The 17446-nt window shown below is 46.6% G+C and carries 11 protein-coding genes; 6 read left to right on the top strand and 5 right to left on the bottom strand.

Translation table 11 applies throughout. The annotated features are described in order from the left end of the window. Nucleotide 1 precedes the first annotated feature (1 nt). From LZG73_RS05390 to LZG73_RS05375, 4 genes are read left to right on the top strand one after another with little or no spacing between them, the layout of a single operon-like run. On the top strand, nucleotides 2–3457 hold the full coding sequence (locus LZG73_RS05390; protein ID WP_233846715.1) for a SusC/RagA family TonB-linked outer membrane protein: 3456 nt from the start codon (nucleotides 2–4) through the stop codon (nucleotides 3455–3457). A gap of 59 nt (nucleotides 3458–3516) precedes the next feature. Continuing rightward, the gene (locus LZG73_RS05385; protein WP_233846714.1) at nucleotides 3517–5040 is read left to right on the top strand and encodes a SusD/RagB family nutrient-binding outer membrane lipoprotein; all 1524 of its coding nucleotides are present in this window, start codon (nucleotides 3517–3519) and stop codon (nucleotides 5038–5040) included. 53 nt (nucleotides 5041–5093) lie between these two features. Continuing rightward, nucleotides 5094–6023, top strand: a complete 930-nt coding sequence (locus LZG73_RS05380; RefSeq protein ID WP_233846712.1) for an RraA family protein — start codon at nucleotides 5094–5096, stop codon at nucleotides 6021–6023. Between the two features lie 39 nt (nucleotides 6024–6062). Beyond that, nucleotides 6063–7547 carry a mandelate racemase/muconate lactonizing enzyme family protein gene (locus LZG73_RS05375; RefSeq protein ID WP_233846711.1) on the top strand — a complete coding sequence of 495 codons (1485 nt, stop codon included), beginning with the start codon at nucleotides 6063–6065 and terminating at the stop codon, nucleotides 7545–7547. A 65-nt stretch (nucleotides 7548–7612) separates the two neighbouring features. Here the strand turns inward: LZG73_RS05375 and LZG73_RS05370 are convergent, their stop codons facing one another. Continuing rightward, on the bottom strand, nucleotides 7613–8086 hold the full coding sequence (locus tag LZG73_RS05370; RefSeq protein ID WP_233846710.1) for a hypothetical protein: 474 nt from the start codon (nucleotides 8084–8086) through the stop codon (nucleotides 7613–7615). A 325-nt stretch (nucleotides 8087–8411) separates the two neighbouring features. Here LZG73_RS05370 and LZG73_RS05365 point away from each other — a divergent pair, with 325 nt between their 5' ends. Both LZG73_RS05365 and LZG73_RS05360 read left to right on the top strand, forming a co-directional pair. After that, the gene (locus LZG73_RS05365) at nucleotides 8412–10688 is read left to right on the top strand and encodes a cation:proton antiporter (RefSeq protein WP_233846709.1); all 2277 of its coding nucleotides are present in this window, start codon (nucleotides 8412–8414) and stop codon (nucleotides 10686–10688) included. Between the two features lie 125 nt (nucleotides 10689–10813). Beyond that, complete coding sequence (locus LZG73_RS05360; RefSeq protein WP_233846708.1) at nucleotides 10814–14056, top strand: cyclic nucleotide-binding domain-containing protein; 3243 nt, start codon at nucleotides 10814–10816, stop codon at nucleotides 14054–14056. On the opposite strand, the gene LZG73_RS05355 is transcribed toward LZG73_RS05360, so the two are convergent. From LZG73_RS05355 to LZG73_RS05340, 4 genes are read right to left on the bottom strand one after another with little or no spacing between them, the layout of a single operon-like run. After that, nucleotides 14051–14620 (bottom strand): HD domain-containing protein, encoded by a 570-nt coding sequence (locus LZG73_RS05355; RefSeq protein ID WP_233846707.1) that lies wholly within the window; start codon nucleotides 14618–14620, stop codon nucleotides 14051–14053. The genes LZG73_RS05360 and LZG73_RS05355 overlap by 6 nt on opposite strands. A gap of 1 nt (nucleotide 14621) precedes the next feature. Then, nucleotides 14622–15668, bottom strand: a complete 1047-nt coding sequence (locus LZG73_RS05350) for an adenylate/guanylate cyclase domain-containing response regulator (protein WP_233846706.1) — start codon at nucleotides 15666–15668, stop codon at nucleotides 14622–14624. After that, nucleotides 15665–16039 carry a response regulator gene (locus tag LZG73_RS05345; protein WP_233846705.1) on the bottom strand — a complete coding sequence of 125 codons (375 nt, stop codon included), beginning with the start codon at nucleotides 16037–16039 and terminating at the stop codon, nucleotides 15665–15667. The genes LZG73_RS05350 and LZG73_RS05345 overlap by 4 nt, the downstream gene beginning before the upstream one ends. Before the next feature lie 26 nt (nucleotides 16040–16065). Beyond that, nucleotides 16066–17430, bottom strand: coding sequence for a sensor histidine kinase (locus LZG73_RS05340; protein ID WP_233846703.1), 1365 nt, complete (start codon nucleotides 17428–17430; stop codon nucleotides 16066–16068). Nucleotides 17431–17446 lie beyond the last annotated feature (16 nt).

Genomic DNA, 17446 nt, shown 5'->3' with positions numbered 1-17446 from the left:
TATGAAAAAACAGCGACGCTTATCGAGGCAAATTTGTAGTGTGTTGAGCATATCACTTTACCAACTATTAATTGCCTTTATCTTTTCCAGCCACTCACTTGCGCATGTTAAAGATGCGCAGGATATTCTGAATCAAAAGGTTACCATTCAGGTAAATAACCAGGAAATCAAAGCCGTGCTGAATAAGCTGAACAAGCTGACGCAGATTCGTTTTACTTACAGCTCATCGCTGCTGCGTTCTCAGCAAAAAGTGTCGATTAATGCTGTCGAAAAACCATTGGCCGACGTCCTGGATCAGCTTTTCAGACCTATTAACATTTCTTATAAGATTGAAGGAAAGCAAGTTGTGCTCCTGAAAGGCAATGTTGAACCGGCAAGCGCCATTCCGGCGGTTACGAATGATCCCGCAGTGGACCGCACCATTTCCGGGAAAGTTTCCGACGAAAAAGGCCAGCCACTGCCAGGTGTCAGCATTGTTGTGAAAAGTACGAAAGTGGGCACAGCGACCAATGCGGAAGGTGCGTATCAGCTCAGCGTTCCCGATGCGGGTGGTGTTCTGATTTTTTCTTATGTGGGATATTCGCCTGAGGAAGTAACCATTGGCAGCCAAAGTACTTATGATCTCACGATGAAGCCGGATGTCCGGAATCTGGAAATGGTCGTGGTTACCGCATTGGGCATTAAAAGGGATGCAAAAAAGCTCGGCTACTCCACTGCGACGGTTAACACTGAGGAACTTACAACCAACAGAACAACAAATCTTGGCAACAGCTTGCAAGGAAAAGTTGCCGGTTTGAATGTAACGCCGCCTGCGAGCGGACCGGGCGGATCGACGAAAATCCGTATTCGCGGTCAGTCATCATTTGGCGGAAATAACTCACCCTTGATCATTGTAAACGGCATTCCGATCAATAACAGCAGCGTTTCTGCGGGTGGATCGAATGGAAATGGAACTGGAAATCCAACCGGCGGTTCGTCCGATGCGGGAGATGGTTTGCAAAGCATTAACCAGGATGACATTGAATCCATGACCGTTTTGAAAGGCGCTGCTGCTGCTGCATTGTACGGCTTCCGGGCAAAGGATGGCGCCATTATTATCACGACGAAAAGCGGAAGCAAAACGACTGGCATCGGCGTTGAAATCAATTCCAACATCCAGGCGCAGCAAGCATTGGATTTTACGGATTTCCAATATGAATATGGGCAGGGAGAATTTGGAAAGCGCCCAACGACCACGGCAGAGGCACAAAGTTCAGGCGTCTTTGCATTTGGTGAGAAACTGGACGGAGCTCCTACGCCGCAGTTTGACGGTTCCATACAGCCTTACTCGGCGAATAAGGACCGCATCAAAAACTTTTACCGCACCGGAACAAGCTTCACCAACTCTGTTGCGCTTTCGGGCGGAAATGAGAAGGGCAATTTCAGATTATCATTTGCCAACACGGATGCGAATGCGATCATGCCGAATTCCGATTATCATAAAAAAATCTTCAATCTGGGTCTGAATTACAAGTTTTCACCAAAGCTCTCGGCGCAGCTAAATGCCAATTATTCAAATGAATACAACAAGAATCCGCCGCAGATCGGGATTCAGGATATGAATGCGAATACGACGATTTACACCCTTGCAACCAGCATTAACACCGAGTGGCTCAAAAACCGGAAGGATGCAAACGGCAACGAAATGCCGCTCGCGCGTTTTACCAACCGAAATAATCCATACTGGGTTGCTTATGACCGATTTGAGAATGTGCGTCGCGACCGGATCTTTGGCAACACTTCGGTTCGCTATGACTTCACGGACTGGCTTTTTGTGCAAGGCCGCATTGGACAGGACTATTTTACAAGGCCGTATAATTACAACCGGCCGACGGGAACACGGTCAATTGGAGCCGTTACAACAGGTTTCAATGGTTACTATTATCAGGATGTGGCCACTTTTCGCGAGCGCAACCTGGACGTGCTGATCGGTGCAAACCGCACATTCGGCGATTTTGGCATTGACATTACATTGGGTGGAAACCAGATGCAGCAGATCAGCGACAATGTTTCGACTGCGGTCACGAATTTTTACGTGCGCGACCTTTACACCATTGCCAATGGTCAGGTAAAAAATCCAAATTATGGTTACAGTAAAAAGAAGGTTAACTCCATTTACGGAGCAGCTGAATTTTCCTACAAAGGCTTTTTGTTCGTCAATGTAACGGGCCGGAACGACTGGTTTTCAACATTAAATCCGGAGTCAAACAGTTATCTATATCCGTCCGTAAGTGCCAGCTTTGTGTTTAGCCAGGCGTTTGCCAATGTGCCTAACTGGCTCAATTACGGTAAGTTAAGAGCTGCTTATGCAGAGGTGGGCGGTGATACAGATCCCTATTCCAACAACCTTTATTATGGAATTAATGCCAATCCATTCAATGGAACTGCACTGGGCAATTTGCCTTCAACCGTTGCTCCCAATGCGAACCTGCGACCATTGAAAGTGAAGGAAACGGAAGTTGGGTTGGAAATGAAGACTTTTGACAGCCGCCTGAATCTGGATGTTTCTTTTTACCGGAAAAACACCGTTGATGAAATCCTGAATGTAGACATTTCGAACACGTCCGGTTTCAGCCAAACCAAAGTGAATGTGGGCAAGCTGCGCAACCAGGGCGTTGAGTTCCTGCTGACATTCGTGCCCGTCAGGACGGACGCCATAACCTGGGAGACGAGCTTCAACGGCAGTTACAACATCAGTAAAGTGCTTGAACTCGCAGCTGGCCAGCAAAGATTTGATGTGGGAACAGGCGAATTTTTCGGGATCGTCTCGCACGAAGTGGGCAAGCCCCTCGCCTCTTTGCGCGGCTTCGATTACAAGCGCGACGCGCAGGGCCGCATCGTCACATCGGGCGGTCTGCCGCAGCAAGGAAGTTTAACAACGTTCGGAAGTGCCATTCCGACCTGGGTGGGCGCATGGGTTAACACGCTTAATGTCAAAGGCGTGCGCATTGGAACGCAGATAGACTTCAAAGCCGGAAACAAAATCCTTTCCAACTCCAACCTGAATTTCCTTCGTGAAGGACTTTCCAAACCATCACTCGTGGGTCGCGAAGGAGGTGTCTTGCTTGAAGGCGTTACGCCCGAAGGCGAGCCTAATGCGCAACGTGTTGAAGCCCAGCAATTTTACACCGCTTACCGAAGCACAAACATTGCCACACCATTTGTTTACAACGGCGCTTTTGTAAGGTGGAGAACGATTTCCATCGGTTACGATCTGTCCCGGTTTCTGAAAGACAAGACTTTTATCAAAGGTTTGAACATTTCAGCCATGTGTAACAATGTATTAATGATCAAAAAATACATCGATAATCTGGACCCCGAAGCACAAGTTTCAGCCTCAGACAATTTGCAAGGAATCGAAACCCACACACTGCCAACAACCCGCAGCTACGGTTTCAATCTAAATATCAAACTATAATGGATTCAAACCCAGCAACTCATCGCCCGGAAACCCGGTCATTCATTCACTCATTAAAAATGAAACAACTACTCCCACTTCTAATCATTCTCGCCACGGTCTGCTCCTGCGACAAGGGCTTTGAGGATGTGAACAAGAATCCGGTTCAGGCCACGAGCGTCGATCCGGCTTATTTGTTTTCCAATGCGCAGTTTGGCTCGGCCATCGCGACGCAAAATTACCAGTTGCAGATTGTGCAGCAGATCAACACGCCTTACACGGGCGTGCTCGAAGGCGGCAATCACAATGCGGTTTCCGATCCGAATTCAAATGCAAATTTTAATTCTCTGTATTTGCAAAATGGCCCTGTAAACCTGCTGACCACTGTTATCGCGCAAACGAAAGACAATCCCGCAAGGTCAAACTTGTACAACATGTCGCGCATCTGGAAGTCATATGTGTTCATGGTTTTGGTGGACACTTATGGCGACGTGCCTTATTTCGAGGCTGGAAAAGGCTTTTTGGAAGGCATTAATCTGCCAAAATACGACGATCAAAAATTGATTTACGATGACATTCTGAAAGAACTCGAAGAAGGAACCAAGGGTCTGGATGCAACTAAGGCAATTGAAGGCGGTGACCTTTTTTATAAGGGAAACATTGCGCAATGGAAAAAGCTTGGAAACTCATTATTGCTGCGAGCAGGCATGCGTTACTCCAAACTGGACCCCAACCGGGCCAAGTCGATTGTCGCAAAAGCTGTGGACCCAGCGAACGGCGGACTAATGACTTCTAATGCCGACAATGCGTTCATTGCGTTTAACAGCACATTCAATCATCCGCTTGCCAACTATTTCCAGGGCACGGAACGCGGCAACGTGTATCTCGGAAAAGCATTTGTTGATTATCTCAAAACAACCAATGATCCACGATTAAAGGTCATTTCTGTGAAATACGAAACACCTGGCAACCCGATTGCAACCGCTGGCGCGGAGGACACAACGCCTGCCAGCCAGGAAGGAATGCCTTATGGTTACAACGAATCTACCATTGCCAATGCACCCGGCTTTCCTGGCAAAATCGGCTCTGCATTCAAATATTCGCAGATTAATCGCAAAACGCTGGGGAAAATCGATGCGCCCGAATTTTTCATCACTTATGCGCAAACTTCCCTTTTGCTTGCGGAAGCGGTTCAGCGCGGCTGGGCAACGGGCAATGCGAAAGAGCTTTACGAAGCAGGCGTGAGAGCGCACATGGCACAAATGGCGACTTACGATGTGGCTGCAACGATCAACACAGCCAGTCAGGATGCATATTTGGCGGCGCAGCCTTACAATCCGGCAAAAGCTTTGGAGCAAATCAACACCCAATATTGGGTTGCTTCCTTCCTGAACGGTTCAGAGGCCTGGACCAATTTCCGCAGAAGCGGCTTTCCTGTTTTGCCCGTCAACAATTATCCAGGCAAAGATCCTTCCGTAAAAGATTTCATCCGCAGGCTAGTGTATCCGGTTCGTGAACGGTCTGTTAATGAGGCGAATTACAAAGAAGCAGTCACACGGATGGGTCCTGATGAACTGGGGACACCTGTTTTTTGGGACAAATGAAAATCAACTATTTAACAAATAATCAGATCTAACTAACCCTTAATTTTCCTTCTATGCTTAAACAAAATTTATTGGGAGCGTTTGTGCTTTTTGCAACAGTTGCCAATGCACAATCCATTTCCCCAACGCCTGATCAGATTAAAGCCTACACTTCGGCCTGGAAGGGAGAACGCTCACCGGACGGCCGCCCGCACGTGTCGGACGCCATTTTGGCAAGATTAAAGAACATTTCCATGGAAGAAGCGTGGGGTGTTCTGAGAAACAAAGGCTATAACAACCAGTTCGAAGGCGACTGGCAGCTCATTTATCCGGACAGCAGCATGACCGGACGCGTTGTAACCGCCCAATATGTGCCTTCTCGTCCTGATTTGCAGGATTTGGTCAAAGAAATTGGTAAAAAAGAAGGACGTGTGCAAACAGGCGGCACCAATTCATGGCCCATTGACGTGCTCAAAGACGGGGACGTTTACGTGGCCGATGGTTATGGCAAAATCGCTGACGGAACATTGATCGGTGACAACTTGGGAAACTCCATTTATGCCAAATCCAAGCGCGGTGTCATATTTTACGGCTCTGTGCGCGACGTGGAAGGGTTGAGTGAGATCAAAGGCTTCAATGCCTGGATCAAAGGACAGGACCCGTCCTACATCCAGCAAATGATGCTAACGAACATCAACACGCCGATCCGCATTGGTCGCGCAATTGTGCTTCCCGGTGATGTCGTGCTTGCTAAAAAGTATGGGACGATCTTCATTCCCGCGCATTTGGCCGAAGAGCTCGTGCTAACTTCCGAGGTGACTGCATTGCGTGATGAATTTGGTCACTTACGGCTAAAAGAAGGAAAATATACGCCCGGTGAAATCGATACAAAATGGTCTGACACAATCCAGAAGGACTTTTTAAACTGGGTAAACAATTATCCCGGCAAGCTCCCGATGACCAAGAAAGAACTGGACGATTATCTTAAAGAAAGAAATTACTAAGGCCGAGAGCCATTTTGCTAACTCCCAAATCTAACACTGATGAAAAGCATTTTAAAAGACATCATCGCTTCTAACAAACAAGTTGAACAAGCTGAAAAAGCAGCCACCGCAGCCGAGATCAACAACCCGACGACAAAGGACAGTCGGCGTAACTTTTTGAGAAAAACGGCAGTCGGCGGCATTGCGTTGGGCGGCTTCATGTCTATGTCGACGGAAGACACCATTGCCCAGGCAACGTCAAAAGTAAACCGCGCCTCCAAACCATCCGAATTAAAAATCACCGACCTGCGCTATTGCATTGTCCAGAACGTGGGACGCACGCCGATCATCCGCATTGACACAAACCAGGGAATTTACGGTCTGGGCGAAGTTCGCGACGGCGCAGATGAACGTTATGCATTGTTTTTAAAGAGCCATTTATTGGGTCAAAATCCTTGCAATGTGGAAATGCTTTTCAAATCCATCAAACAGTTTGGTTACCACGGTCGGCAGGCGGGTGGAGTTTGTGGTGTGGAAATGGCACTTTGGGATCTTTGCGGAAAGGCTTATAATGTGCCCTGCTGGCAATTGCTGGGCGGTCGTTACCGGGATAAGGTCAGACTTTACGCCGACACGCCGGAGTCTGATGACATGAATGAGTTCAAAGAAAAGATCAAATTCCGGACGCAGGATCAGGGTTACACATGGCTGAAAATGGATGTGTCCATCGGCTTGCTGCGAAACAATGAGAATAGCATTGTCAATAACAAGGTTTGGGGCGGCGGATTTTCACAATGGGCAGGAGATTATCATTCCTATGCCAACACAAAGCATCCGTTCACAGCGATTCAGATCACGCCAAAAGGTCTGGATGAAATGGCCAAAGTCGTGGAAGACGTTCGGAGCGTAGTAGGCTATGAAATTCCCCTTTCAACAGACCATTATGGGCATTTTGACTTGAACAACGGCATTCGCCTCGGAAAAGCACTGGACAAATATCGTCTCGCCTGGTTCGAAGACATGGTTCCCTGGGAGTACACAGACCAGTGGAAAACGATTTCGGATGCATTGGAAACGCCGACATTAACTGGTGAGGACATTTATTTACGGGAAGGTTTCAAAGCATTAATCGAGAAGCGCGCGGTCGACATTGTGCATCCCGACCTCGCGTCATCCGGCGGGTTACTGGAAACAAAACGCATCGGGGATTATGCAGAAGAAAACGGCATTGCCATGGCCATGCACTTCGCAGGAACGCCCGTTAGCTTCATGGCGAATGTGCATTGCGCGGCTGCCACGCAGAATTTCCTCGCGCTCGAACACCATTCCGTGGATGTGCCCTGGTGGGAAAGTCTGGTAAAAACAACGGATGGCCGCAAGCTGATCGACAAAGGTTATGCGCCCGTTCCGCTGGATGCGCCAGGCCTGGGCATTGAGCTCAATGAAGAAGAAGTAAAAAAACACCTTAATACCAAGGACAAAAGCTTCTTCGCCCCTACTCCGGACTGGAACGAAAAACGTTCGCACGACCGGTTGTGGAGCTGAGATAATGATCAGAAATAAAAAAAATAGACTTGCTAAGTCTTTAAGACTTAGCAAGTCTATTTTTTTTATTTCTGATCCTCAATTGTCAAATGACCAATAACTTGCTCGTCAAGATACTGCTCATGAAACTTAATAAATTCTATTTTCCCCCCGAACCATTCCAACAACTCCTTTTTGTTTAAACTGGACTCTCGATCTTCCAGTATCCGACGATAAGAACTCCACGGATAACTTTTATAATCTAATTCATCGAATCCATGATGTCGCAGCTGATGATGAATATAATAGACCAATTTGGAAAGATAGACTTCGTTATCAACCAGTTTTCTTCTGAAAAACTTTTGAAACAAACTGCCGTTTCTAGCCTCCTGGATATTGATGCTCTTTGCGTAACTCATAAAGAAACGCCTAAATAGCTCGCTCACAATGTCGCCAGCGCTAAGCTTTGAAATATCGACCTCTGAAGGGAAAGCGTTTGCCCTAACTTCAAACTCGCTAAGAGGTTTGACTTTTATCAACAAGTGAAAATGATTGGGCATAAGGCAATAGGCATAGGTGTAAATGTAACCTGAGAGATATTCATTATATTTTTTTAGAAAATGAATGTAATTCCGATTTTGATAAAAAATTTTTACTGAATCGTTTCCCCGATTATAGATGTGATAGAAGCATCCTTCTTGTAGCATGCAATGCATTGGTCCTGGCATAAATTAAAGTTTATGCTTTGGACGAAAGTTATTGGAAAAAAGTCACTAAAGACTTGCTAAGTCTTGAAGACTTAGCAAGTACAGCGACTCCGATAGCAAACCGGAACGCCTTTGTAACCATTAATTTGCTATTTTGCGTTCTTCACATTCATTCCTGATGATGAAGAATATTCGAAATATACTTTTCTACACGCTTACCATTGGTGTTTTTTCCGCCTTACTTTATTTCTTCATCCGGCAAGGACAATTTCTGGAAAGCCCTGATTTACTGAAAAATAAGCCAGTTGCAGCAACCTCATCCTGGGAGCAGTTTGCGGATACATTTGGCCATAATCTCACGCACCCGCTTGCCATTCTGCTGTTGCAGATCATCACGATCATTATCATTGCCCGCGTTTTTGGCTGGTTTTGCAAATCCATAGGACAACCGACTGTTATTGGAGAAATCGCAGCAGGGATTTTCCTCGGGCCATCGCTGCTAGGGCTTTATTTTCCCGAATTCTCTGCTTTCCTTTTCCCAAAACAATCGCTGGGAAACCTGCAATTTCTCAGCCAGATCGGACTCATCCTGTTCATGTTCATTATTGGCATGGAGCTCGATCTTAAAGTCTTGAAAACCAAGGCACAAGAAGCCGTCGTGATCAGCCATGCCAGCATTATTCTTCCGTTTGCACTCGGGGTGGGGCTTGCGCTTTTTATGTATGAGCGCTTCGCACCGGACGGCATCAGCTTTCTATCATTCTCGCTTTTCATTGGCATTGCGTTGAGTATCACGGCCTTCCCTGTGCTTGCGCGCATTGTTCAGGAGCGGGGATTATCCCGGACCAAGCTCGGCATGATGGTGATCACTTGCGCCGCAACGGACGACATTACAGCCTGGTGTATTCTGGCAGCCGTTATTGCCATCGTAAAGGCAGGCTCGTTCGTGAGTTCCATTTACACGATCATTCTCGCAGCGGCGTATGTGTTTTTCATGCTCAGGGTTTTAAAACCGGTTTTGAAAAGAATCGGCGACCATTATTCTTATCGCGAAGGGTTGACCAAACCGGTTGTTGCATTGTTTTTCATCGTGCTTTTGCTGTCCGCTTTTTGTACAGAAGTGCTTGGCATTCACGCACTTTTTGGTGCATTTATGGCAGGCGTGATCATGCCTAGCAACCAGAGTTTCCGGAATATATTTATTGAAAAGGTGGAGGACGTTTCACTAGTGCTGTTGCTGCCGCTTTTCTTCGTTTTCACGGGATTAAGAACGCAAATTGGCCTGCTCAATGATCCTTATCTGTGGCAAGTTACGGGCCTGATCATCGCCGCCGCAGTGACCGGAAAGTTCATAGGAAGCGCCGTTGCGGCACGTTTTGTCAAACAATCCTGGCGCGACAGCCTCATCATTGGCTCTTTAATGAACACGCGCGGATTGATGGAGCTTGTGGTGCTCAACATTGGCTATGATATCGGCGTTTTGTCCCCCGAAATATTCGCTATGATGGTGATTATGGCACTTGCAACCACTTGTATGACCGGCCCGGCGCTCGATTTGATCGATCGTTTTATGCCGCAAAAGAATTGGGAAAAAGTGGCTGCCGCCCATGAAAGCAGCCGTTTTTCGATCCTTATCGCATTTGCCAGCCCGCAAGGCGGACGAAAAATGATGCGACTCGCGCGTTATTTGATCCAAAAGCAAACCGAATCGCATCAGGTTACGGCATTGCACTTGTCGCCAAGCAGTTATCTCAATCAGGTCAATACGGAAGAATATCAGCAGGAAACATTCCGGCCGATTAAGGAAGAGGCCGCAAGCCTGGATTTGTCATTTGACGCATTGTTCAAACCTTCGCAGAACATTGAGCATGATATCATTGAAACTGCCAATGAAGGAGCCTACGACATGTTAATGATCGGCATTGGGCGCACCGTTTTTGAAGGCACGTTTTTGGGTAAAATACTGGGTTTCACATCCAAAATCATCAGCCCGGAGCGACTTTTTGACACCATAACAGGCAAGGAAAAACTTTTTCACGCCAATGTTTTTGACGAGCGCACGGCACAGATTATCAAATCAGTTAAAGTCCCCGTCGGCATTCTGATTGAGAAAAATCTTGATAAAGTGGAAGACATTCTGGTTCCGATCTTCTCCCCCGCTGATCGCTTTTTGATTCAGTTTGCTCAAAAACTTGGTTTGCAGGAAAACATCAGGCTCACGATGATGGACCCTGCGAGCACAGCTGTTTTGTCGTCCGAAATCCACGATGAACTGATTGAAATCAGCGAAATTGACCCGGAAAGAATTACGCTGCTGGACGAGAACATGCTCGAAAAAGATTTTCTCCAAGGCAAAGACCTCATGATCATCAGTCTCGCCAGCTGGAAAAAGGCCGTCGAGTCGCACAGTTTATGGTTATCGCATTCTCCCTCCGTTTTAATCGTGCGCGAATAATGCTGCACTCGCCTTGCGATGCGATTCCGGAATGTCGGCAAGAGACCGCAAAGTCGGCTAAATCGGTTTTTTAATGGGATAATAAGTGTTTATTTTACGTAAGCGACGCCAGCATTCCTATTTATATGATATCCCAGATTAAGAATAGCAGATTTTTCAGTTCCATCAATCCCCAGACGATCCTTTTCTTCTTTCACAATTTCTTTATAAATGTTGGAACGACGCTCGTTTACGTTTCCGCGAACGTCCTTTTGCTTGAAAACCATCCGGAATCTTCATTGCCCATTGCTTATGTTGCAGCCGCCATCGCGGTGATGATTGCGGGAAAAGTCTACGAACATTTTGAGCATCATCTGGTGCTCAAACGGCTCAGTCTCGGGACAATGCTTTCATCATTGTTCATGGTTATTGTGGTCATGGTTTTACTTTGGGCAGGGCACGGCATTGCCACGGCAATTGCGATTATGGTCGGTTATCGCATCATTTATTTGTTGATTAACCTTGAATTCTGGGGTCTTTCTGCGCTCGTTTTTGATGTGCGGCAGAGCAAAAGGCTGTTCAGTGTCATTGGCTCGGGCGATATGCCGGCAAAAGCATTGGGTGCGGTTTTGGCTGTTTTGATCCATTCGCCGTCGGTTTTGATGATTTTGTTGGTGATTTCGCTCGTGTTTTTTGCACTGGCCTTTTACACCCAGCTCCTGACATTTCGCTTCACCGACATTCCCAATCCCCATCACGCTCGGCCAAGGCAAATGAATGCTTCCGATTCCAAGATCATTCAAAAATATTTTGGCGGAAACAAGTTGCTGACATTCCTATGTCTAGGAATGGTCGCCATTGCAGCGGCTGCCACGTGGATCGAGTATCATTTCTTTGTCAATGTGAAATACAAATTTCACAGCCAGCATGACGTGATTGGCTTTGTAGGAACATTGCTTGCCGTCACTTATGTGATTTCCACATTTGTAAAGCTGATATTTTCGGGTAAAACGGTGGAGCGTTTCGGCGTAAAGGTGACGCTTTTCCTGCTTCCGCTGACAACAATTTTCATATCGCTCGGCCTGCTGATTTCCTCTTATTTCCGTGCCGATGAGCCTTCATTATTAGTTTATTATTGCGCCGCTTATTTGCTTTTTGAGCTGGTCAGGCGGACGATTTTTGATCCCGTGTTCCTTGTGTTGTTTCAGCCCTTATCCACCAAAACACGTCTGAAAGGCCACACATTGGCCAAAGGACTGTTTGAGCCATTGGGAATGCTCATCGCAGGAGGCTTATTATGGATCATTTACACGCAAAAACTCAGCAACATCAGTCTCACATTTGACCTGTCGCTGCTGTTTGCCGTTGCCGCGCTGCTGATTTTCAGGAAAGCTTATGGACATTACATTCAGGAATTGAAAAGTGCGATCAGCAAACGCTTCATCAGAAGCGGCGAAATGGCCTCCCCTTCCGAAGCATTGCCCATCATTGCGGAAAACCTGAAAAGTGATCGGAAGGAGGAAGTGCTCAACGCCATTGATTGGCTGGCTAAAAACAAGCAATCCATTTTTCGTAAAAACGTTGATCTCCTGCTTAGAAATCCCATCGTGGCAGTCAGGTTAAAAACGCTCCAAACGCTGGCAACACTCGAAAAGCCCGAGCTTTCAGATGCTTTTTTGAAATACATTGAATTAGAACCCGACACCTCCTGCCAAACCCTCGCCGTGCGAATTGCGGCTTCCAAGTCGCGGCTGACCGACGAACAACTTGCGCGCTTTCTCGCACATGAAGATCTGGACATTGTAAAAGGATCAATTTTGGGCAGTTTTGAGGCCGGAAGAGCATTGCCATTAATTCACGGAACATTGCGTCGCCTGTTCGAGTCTGGGCGGGAAGATGCGCAGCTGATCGCATTGGATTGTGTTGAAATCACCGGTTTAAAAGCAAGTGAAGAATTTATCAAATTATGCCTTCGCAACGGTTCAGATAAAGTGCGCAACCGTGCATTGGAAGTTGCTGCAACCGTAGGCTCTGCCCAGTTTTTGCGTGAATTAAAGCCGCTATTGTCCGGCTCTCTTTCCAAGTCAACCGTCTCCTCGCTGATCCGATCTGGTGATGCAGGCATACGCATTGTGGAAGAATGGTTGCATGACGACTCTGCGCAAGACCGCATTAAAACACTCATTAAAGTCGCTGAAAAAACGAAACACGAATTTATACTTCAAATACTTTTTAAACTTATTAAAAATATTTACCAAAATAATCATTTAGTTAATTTAGAAAGTAACATACATTTAAATAAAATAGATACATATATTCATCGCAGCGCGCTGAAAGCACTAACGAATTATACGTTAGTCGATGATTATAAGCATGTTATCTCCGAATTTGTAGAAAAAGAGCTTTTTCACGCATCCATGCTTTTGAACGGCATGGACGAAAGCGAGGCAGACAAAACCTGGAACAGGGCACTTGATTATGAGTTGGAGCTCACAGGTCAGCGCTTGTTTTACCTGTTTATGATGCAGTATGATAAGGACGCTGTGCAAAATGCCTGGAAGGGAATCCGGCATGCGTCCCGTGAAAAAAGAGCCAATTCGCTCGAAATGATCGAGAGCCTTTTGCCGCGCACACTCTATCCTTTATTGCACGCTTTGTTCGAAGACATTTCAATTTCCAGGAAGCGTGAAGCGCTGCGCCAGTATGTCGGAAATCAGGAACCTGCGGGCTCCATTATCACTTACATCCTGACTAAAAAGGAAACGCTATTTACCGAATGGACCATTGCATTGGCCGTTCAACGCGCTGACGAAAATATGGAACGCCCATTGCTCGAAGAACTGTCCGCCCATTCCGCCAGACTTATCCGCGATGCGGTCCGTGAAAAATTAACTCCCAATGCAAAATCTGCAAGCCTTAACCTCATAGCAAATCCAATGAAACACGCCGAAGCTGCCCAGCAAATTTCAGAAATGGAAAGAGTCATTGTTTTGAAAAACACACAGCTTTTTTCACAAACGCCGGAAAACGTGCTCAGCTCCATCGCGCCGATCATGAAGGAAATTACTTACAGCGATAGTCAGGAGATTTTCGCAAAAGGTGATCCGGGCGATTCAATGTATATCATTTACACCGGGCAAATCGGCATTTACGATGGCAAAAAGCAATTGGCGTTGTTTGATAAGGGAGAAATATTCGGCGAACTCGCATTGCTCGACAGCGAACCGCGCTCCGCAACAACTGTCGCCGAGACGGACGCGCTTGTGTTCCGAATTGACCAGGAAGACTTTTTTGAACTGATGGAAGAGCGCGATGAGATTTTAAAAAATGTGCTGCGGATTCTGTGCCAGCGCATTCGGGCGCAGAATGAAAAAATGCGGTTGCTATAACAGCTTTTTAAGATTCTCCTGCTTCAAGGCATCGCGCAAATCGTGAGCAGATTGCGTCCAATAGTTGTGCTTTCCGATGAATTGTACCTGAACCTGATTCCAGGAATCAATGTCCGAAACCATATTACGGACTTTCATTTCGTTGAAAAGCGAGGTTGCGATAAGCTCAAAATCCGCACGACCAAGATAATCCAGATCTGCGTCGCAAATGATTTGTTCCAAATGCGTTTTTGGCGTTTGCGGAATGTGAGTCGCCATGATCATGTTACAAACAATGTCAATCTGCTCGGGCGAATAATCGAATTCCGGCAATGCCACTCTCGCAATCAGGCAGCTCGCCTCCTCGTGACCTTGATACGTATTTACGAATCCTGAATCGTGATAATAAGCAGCAGTTTCGAGCAATGTTAGCTGTTCTGCGTCAGTAACGCCTTCCAGCTTTGCAATGTGCAGCGCCGCGTTCACAACGTCCAGCGTGTGATGCAGGCCGTGGTAAAAAAGTGTGTCGGACAAATGCCAACGGAGCTGCTCAACAATGTAAGCTTTTGCTTCTTTCAGATTCATGTTATTCCAAAACTTCGTAAACCTTCACTGGATTCGCCTTGTTCTTCAACACAATTTCGCCAACTAAATTGCAGTGAAACGCTTCCTTAATGTTCAAATAAGCTGATTCGGGGACCAAAACCTGACCCGGTTTGGCAGCATTCTGCAATCGTTGCGCAACATTCACTGCGTCGCCGATCACGGTGTAATCCAATCTTTTCAAAGCTGCCGAGCCGATATTTCCCGAAACCATCTCGCCCGAATTGATGCCGATCGAAACTTGAGGCGAATAACCCGTCTGCCCCGCCAGCTCATCCTTGAATCCATCAATGTGGTTGCGAACAGCCAGAGAAGATTCAATAGCGCGATCCAAATGATATTCACCTCGAAAAACCGCCATCACCGCGTCACCCATAAACTTGTCAACCAGGCCGCCTTGTGCAATGATCTCTTTCACCATCACATCAAAATATTTGTTGATCAGCTTGACCACAAGATCCGCAGGTTCGTTTTCGGAAATCGTCGTAAAGCCGCACATGTCCATGAACACGACCGTTGCTTCAATGTTCTCACTCGTCATCAATGATTTTTCAAACGCGTCCTGCGTCATGAATTGCAGCACGGAAGAATCGACATACATGCGCAAAATATCGTTTTCCCGAACCGCTTTTAGCGTTTCCCGAAGCTGCGCAACATAGGCCAGTGTTTTTTCCATCGTCACTTCAAGATCCTTAAAATCAATGGGTTTGGTAAGAAAATCAAAGGCACCCCGGTTCATGGCCGTCCGAATGTTGTCCATATCGCCATAAGCCGACACGATCACGGATTTGAGGATCGGACTGAGTTCGCCGAGCCGCACGAGCAATGTCAAGCCATCCATTTCCGGCATGTTGATGTCGCTTAGCACCATATCCACATCCGGGTGCTCCACAAGTGCTTCAAGCGCTTTAAAGCCATTTTCTGCAAAAACAAACTCGTATTCCTGCTCGCGGATCTGCCTCCTGAACTTCTGTTTGATTAGCAATTGCAAATCAGCCTCATCATCCACTACCAGTATTTTGGCTTTCATAAAGTTTTGAGCAATTTCTCTTTCAATTCAATAAAATTAACCGGCTTGGTCAGAAAATCGTCCGCGCCGAGCTGCATGGCCTGGTTGTGATTCTGGCTGTCACCATAGGCCGTGATCATCATCACTTGTGGCGGTGCCGCCGGATAGTCTTTTCGTATCGATTTCAGCAATTCAATGCCGCTCATACCCGGCATGTTAATGTCCGACAAAATCATCACCACTTCGGAAGGATGATCCGCGAGGTAAGTCAGCGCTTCTTCGCCCGAAAACGCGAATGAAAATTCAAACTGCGCATTGCGTATCTCCTTCCTGAACTTCTGCTCAAAAAGCGATTTTACATCTTCCTCGTCGTCTACAACCAGTATTTTCATAATATTTTTATTAAAGGCGCCGTACGTCAAATGATGGGAATGGTGATCTTGAACTCGGTCCGCTCACCCGGAACTGTGTCGACATCCAACGTGCCGCCGTGGGCATTGGTAATGATGTCGTAACTCATGGAAAGTCCCAGCCCGGTTCCTTGTCCGGTGGGTTTTGTTGTAAAAAACGGTTGAAAAATCTTAGCCTTCACACTATCAGGCATGCCCGTTCCATTGTCGCTGACGCGGACATAAAGCTTGTTAGCAAACTTTTTAGTAGAAATTTTAACCTCGGGTCTGTAATCATTCAGATTTCCCGTTTCTGCCAATTTGCGTTTCTTCTCCGCAACGGCGTAAAATGCATTGGTAAAAAGGTTCAGGAAAACCCTGCCCAGATCCTGTGGCATAACCAGCACTTTGCCAATCGTCGGATCGAAATCGGTTACTAACGCAGCATTGAATTCCTTGTCTTTCGCACGCAAACCATGATACGCAAGCCGCATATATTCATCTGCGAGCGCATTGATTTCCACCGCCTCTTTCTCTCCTGACGAAGCGCGCGAATGCTGCAGCATTCCTTTTACAATGGAGTCGGCGCGTTTGCCGTGATGCGTTATTTTTTGCTGATTTTGGCTCAAATCGGCGATAATGCCTTTGATATAATCCTTATCCGCATCCGGTATTTCCGTTTTGTCCACTTCCTCTTCCAACTCCTGACAAAGCTCAACCGACACTTCTGAAAAGTTGTTGACGAAATTCAGCGGGTTTTGGATCTCATGCGCTATCCCCGCGGTCAGCTCGCCCAGTGAAGCCATTTTTTCACTCTGAACCAGTTGATTCTGAGTTGCTTTCAGTTCTTCAATCGCTTTTTGTAATTCCTCTTTTTGCAATGTCAATTCATGCGTGCGCTCGGCAACCAGATATTCCAATGATTCTTTTTGCGCTTTACTCGCCATTTCTTCGCGCAACCGATCCTCCCGTTCCTTTAATAAAATCTTGCGTTGTTTTTGGGCATAAAACCAGATTACAAAGCATAACAGGAAGGTAAATAGTTTAGCAATGCTAATCCAATCGTCGTATGAATCATGAATTTTCGGCGCGACAAGCTCAATGATGTCGCTTAAAATGGACACCACAACAAAAGGGATCACGGACTGCACCACCGACTTGATTGGCGCAAATTCCTCTTTCGTGTAAAGAATGACGACAATCAGGGTCAGATAGGCGTGCCAAATCCAGCTAAAAAATTCTGGTGTGTCCGTTGCGTAATAAGTGGCAATCAATGCAATGGTTACATATCGTGCATAAATCAAAAGCCGGTCCCAGTGCGGAAGAGCAGTGGCTGTTTGCAGGGAAGAACGAACGTACTGAATCAGAAAAAACGAGACGAGAAAGTAATCCATGCAGGTAAATGGTGCA

It is taken from the genome of Dyadobacter sp. CY326 (assembly GCF_021390515.1).
Classification (GTDB): domain Bacteria; phylum Bacteroidota; class Bacteroidia; order Cytophagales; family Spirosomataceae; genus Dyadobacter.
Note: the sequence above shows the minus strand (reverse complement) of the source record. Positions and strands in the feature narration are given on the sequence as shown.

Excerpts from the sequence above, each read along its gene's own strand:
- LZG73_RS05390 (WP_233846715.1), top strand. The coding sequence starts at position 2 with ATGAAAAAACAGCGACGCTTATCGAGGCAAATTTGTAGTGTGTTGAGC.
- LZG73_RS05360 (WP_233846708.1), top strand. The coding sequence starts at position 10,814 with ATGATATCCCAGATTAAGAATAGCAGATTTTTCAGTTCCATCAATCCC.
- LZG73_RS05350 (WP_233846706.1), bottom strand. The coding sequence starts at position 15,668 with ATGAAAGCCAAAATACTGGTAGTGGATGATGAGGCTGATTTGCAATTG.
- LZG73_RS05380 (WP_233846712.1), top strand. The coding sequence starts at position 5,094 with ATGCTTAAACAAAATTTATTGGGAGCGTTTGTGCTTTTTGCAACAGTT.
- LZG73_RS05375 (WP_233846711.1), top strand. The coding sequence starts at position 6,063 with ATGAAAAGCATTTTAAAAGACATCATCGCTTCTAACAAACAAGTTGAA.
- LZG73_RS05355 (WP_233846707.1), bottom strand. The coding sequence starts at position 14,620 with ATGAATCTGAAAGAAGCAAAAGCTTACATTGTTGAGCAGCTCCGTTGG.
- LZG73_RS05385 (WP_233846714.1), top strand. The coding sequence starts at position 3,517 with ATGAAACAACTACTCCCACTTCTAATCATTCTCGCCACGGTCTGCTCC.
- LZG73_RS05370 (WP_233846710.1), bottom strand. The coding sequence starts at position 8,086 with ATGCCCAATCATTTTCACTTGTTGATAAAAGTCAAACCTCTTAGCGAG.
- LZG73_RS05340 (WP_233846703.1), bottom strand. The coding sequence starts at position 17,430 with ATGGATTACTTTCTCGTCTCGTTTTTTCTGATTCAGTACGTTCGTTCT.
- LZG73_RS05345 (WP_233846705.1), bottom strand. The coding sequence starts at position 16,039 with ATGAAAATACTGGTTGTAGACGACGAGGAAGATGTAAAATCGCTTTTT.
- LZG73_RS05365 (WP_233846709.1), top strand. The coding sequence starts at position 8,412 with ATGATGAAGAATATTCGAAATATACTTTTCTACACGCTTACCATTGGT.